Origin of the sequence: uncultured Gemella sp. (assembly GCF_963529685.1) — a bacterium.
Taxonomy (GTDB): domain Bacteria; phylum Bacillota; class Bacilli; order Staphylococcales; family Gemellaceae; genus Gemella.
This window is the reverse complement of record NZ_CAUSAI010000071.1, coordinates 1-3,736: the sequence shown is the minus strand read 5'-3', so window position 1 is coordinate 3,736 and position 3,736 is coordinate 1. Positions and strand designations below refer to the sequence as shown.

Here is a 3,736-nt window from a genome sequence, read left to right as displayed (position 1 = left end):
ATAATTCAGTGTGTTTTCTATTTTATTCCTAAGAGTTAATAACTCATTATAATTTTCCATTTAACAATTCCTTTACTTTGATAATTAATTTAATCTGTTATGTTGGCAGTGTCAAGATTTTTGTGTAAACACAATCTGATGTTTTAAATAAAGTTAACTATTTATAATTTTATTAGTTCTTATGGCTTTTATTCCTTAGAGTTTAATAAGATTTTTCGAGAGATTTTGTCAAGAATTCAAAGAAGGCTTGCCCTTGTTCTTGACAAAATCATAGAAAAATCTAAACTCTAGAAGGGAATAAAAGCTAGTTTATATATATTTCTTCTATCATATTCTCTAATTCTTCTTTCGCCATACTAAAGCCATAGTGTGATATACCTACATATTTTACGTTATATTCACATGCTGATACACAAACATATCTGTTTAGGGATTGTTCATTAGGGAATTGTTCTTTTTTCTTTATTCCTTTTTTTAAATGTTTATTATAATTTTCTATTATATTTGTTGTATAAATACTTCTTCTTATTGATTTTGGGAATAAATAATATGTAAATAGACAATCTCTAACATCTAATAGACTATTTGTTACTTTAGGATATTTTTCTTTATATTTATCTATAAATAATGCTAGATTCTTTTCTGCCTCATCTTTTGTCGATGCTTGATACACTGCTTTTAAATCTTCTGATATTTCCACTTTATCTTTTGATCTTACTTTTAGTAAAATATTTCTTATTACATGCGTCCAGCATGTTTGATACTTTGCTTTAGGAAAGGCTTCTTCAAGCTTTTCTTTTATTCCTTTTAATCCATCTGTGACAAACAATAATACTCTATTTAAACCTCTTTTCTTAAGATTTTCTAACATATCTTTGTAGTTTTCTGGTGATTCTGTTGGAAATAATTCATATGATAGGATTTCTTTTTCTCCGCTTATTGTTATTCCTATTAATATATGTAGTGCTTCTTTTCCCACTGTTCCCCTTTTTACGCTAATATATGTTGAGTCTGCATATACTACCACATAATCTTTTGTTATTTTTCTTGAATGATACTCTTTAACTTTTTCATCTAATTGTTTAGTTATAACACTTATTGTTTGTGGTGAATAGTAGTGCCCATACAATTGTTCTACAATTTTACCTATTTCTCTTGTAGTCATACCTCTTTTATACAGTAATATTATTGTTTCTTCTAAATTTTGTGTGTTTCTTTTATATGGTACTAGTGTTTGAGGTGTAAATTCACTATTTCGATCTCTTGGGACTTTTATTGATAGTTTCCCATACTCACTATATATTGTTTTTGAATAACTTCCATTCCTTGAATTTCCTGTATTATATCCTTCTACAGAATGTTTTTCATAATTTAGAAATCCTGTAAGTTCAGCTTCTAATACTGTGTTTATAGCTTTTTCTACTTCAGCTCTAAATATTTCTGAAATATCTTCTCCTTTTAGTAGTGCATTTACTAATTTTGTGTTATTATTATTCATGAGAGATTCCTTTCGTAATGAGTTGTCGTTAACTTTATTTTACACCTAGGAGTCTCTTTTTTCTATGTCTTTTTTTCCAACTTCTCTTGACTTTTCTGTTTACACAAAATATTATACACTATCCGAAAAAATCGATTTTAATGAATTACCACCGCTAAATTTATTAGATATTGGTTGTATACTAAAAAAAGTTCGAGATAGGGATTTACCTTACCTCGAACTTTTATGTAACTCTTTATTTTAATCTGTCGAATATTTTATATTAGAAGATTCCTACTATTGTTTCTGTTTCTTCATCAATATCGATATTTAATGCACTTGGTACTTTTGGAAGTCCTGGCATTGTTAACACTTTGTTCGCATAAGCTACCACGAATCCAGCCCCACTACGTAGTTTAACATCATTGATAGTAATATTAAATCCTGTAGGACGACCTTTAATTTTCGCATTATCTGTTAATGAAGCTGGAGTTTTCGCCATACATACTGGTAGATGCTTGAATCCAAGTCTTTCGATTCTTTCGATTTCAGCTTTAACTTCATCAGAGAAGTTAACTCCATCTGCTCCATAAATCTCACGACATACTGTTTCGATTTTTTCAGTAATTGAAGCTTCATCTTTGTATAATAATTGTAGTTCTTTATCATTTTCTTCAACAGCTTTTACTACTTTTTCTGCTAGGTCTACTCCCCCAAGACCACCTTTTTCCCATACTTCTGTACGAGAGAATTCTACACCTTGTTCTTTTGCCCAGTTTTCTAAGAATGCTAATTCTTTTTCTGTATCAGTAACAAAGACATTTAGTGCTACCACTATCGGTAAATTGAATTTACGTAAGTTTTCGATATGTTTTTCTAAGTTTTGAACACCTTTAGCTAACGCTTCTAAGTTTTCTTCTTTTAGATCTTTTTCTTCAATGTCTCCGTGTAGTTTTAATGCTTTAACAGTAGCAACTACTACAGCAGCTTTTGGTTTAAGACCTGCTTTACGACATTTAATGTTTAAGAATTTCTCAGCTCCTAAGTCTGCTCCAAATCCTGCTTCTGTGATTACATAGTCAGCAAATTTTAATGCTGTTTTAGTAGCTAAGATTGAGTTACATCCGTGTGCAATATTCGCAAATGGTCCTCCGTGAATAATCGCTGGGTTGTTCTCAAGTGTTTGAACAATATTCGGTTTAATAGCATCTTTTAATAATGAAGTTATAACACCTTCAATTTTCAAATCTTTTAGGTAAACTGGTTCACCTTTTTTATTATAAGCTACAAGGATATTGCTTAATTTTTCTTTAAGATCAGCAATACCTTCTGACAGACATAGAATAGCCATTACCTCACTAGCTACAGTAATATCAAATCCGTCAAGGCGTTCTAAGTCAGTTCCTGCATTTACTTTAACATGACGTAAATCACGAGCGTTCATGTCCATTACGCGGTTGAAGACGATTTTATCTATTTCTAATTCGTTTCCTTGGAATACGTGGTTATTTACTAATACTGCGATTGCATTATGAGCTGTAGTAATAGCGTGCATATCTCCAGTAAAATGTAGGTTTATGTCTTCCATCGGTACTACTTGAGCATATCCTCCTCCAGCTGCTCCACCTTTTCTTCCTAATACAGGACCTAGAGATGGTTCACGTAGTGCTACACAAGATTTTTTCCCGATTCTATTTAATCCATCAGATAAACCGATAGTTACAGTACTTTTCCCTTCTCCACTTGATGTTGGGTTAATAGATGTAACTAATACTAGTTTTGCATCTTCTTTAATATCTTTTTTAATATTTTTTGTTTGGATTTTTGCTTTGTGATTTCCGTATAATATTAAATCCTCTTCTTTTATCCCTAATTTACCTGCTACTTCAGCAATATGTTTCTTTTCACATTCATTTGAAATTTGAAAGTCTGACTTCATTTAATCTACCTCTTTTCTTTGAGCTTGTTATTTTTTATTTTAATCTTCCAATCCTGGAATACGTTTGTATATTTTATCAATATTTACAAGGTGTACATTTAGATCGAAACAACTATCTAGTACTTCTTTAGAGACTGTATTTTTAATAGTTTCATTTTCTTCTAGAAGTTCTCTAAATGGAATACCTTCGAACCAAGATTTCATCGCTAATGGTTGTACTAAATCGTACGCTTCTTCACGAGAGAATGAGTATTTTTCAATTAGATTACTCATAGTTCTTTGAGCGAAGATTACACCATTAGTAGCGTAAATATTTTTAA

2 protein-coding genes and 1 pseudogene are annotated in these 3,736 nt (G+C 30.6%); all 3 read right to left on the bottom strand.

What is annotated here, in order from left to right; all coding sequences use genetic code 11:
- Window positions 1-304: 304 nt before the first annotated feature.
- On the bottom strand, window positions 305-1,498 hold the full coding sequence (locus tag RWS90_RS07700) for an IS256 family transposase (RefSeq protein ID WP_314550211.1): 1,194 nt from the start codon (window positions 1,496-1,498) through the stop codon (window positions 305-307).
- A 262-nt stretch (window positions 1,499-1,760) separates the two neighbouring features.
- Window positions 1,761-3,416: a formate--tetrahydrofolate ligase gene (locus RWS90_RS07695; protein ID WP_314550210.1), complete on the bottom strand. Its 1,656-nt coding sequence runs from the start codon at window positions 3,414-3,416 to the stop codon at window positions 1,761-1,763.
- 39 nt (window positions 3,417-3,455) lie between these two features.
- Window positions 3,456-3,736: pseudogene (locus RWS90_RS07690) on the bottom strand (adenylosuccinate lyase); the annotation flags it as partial.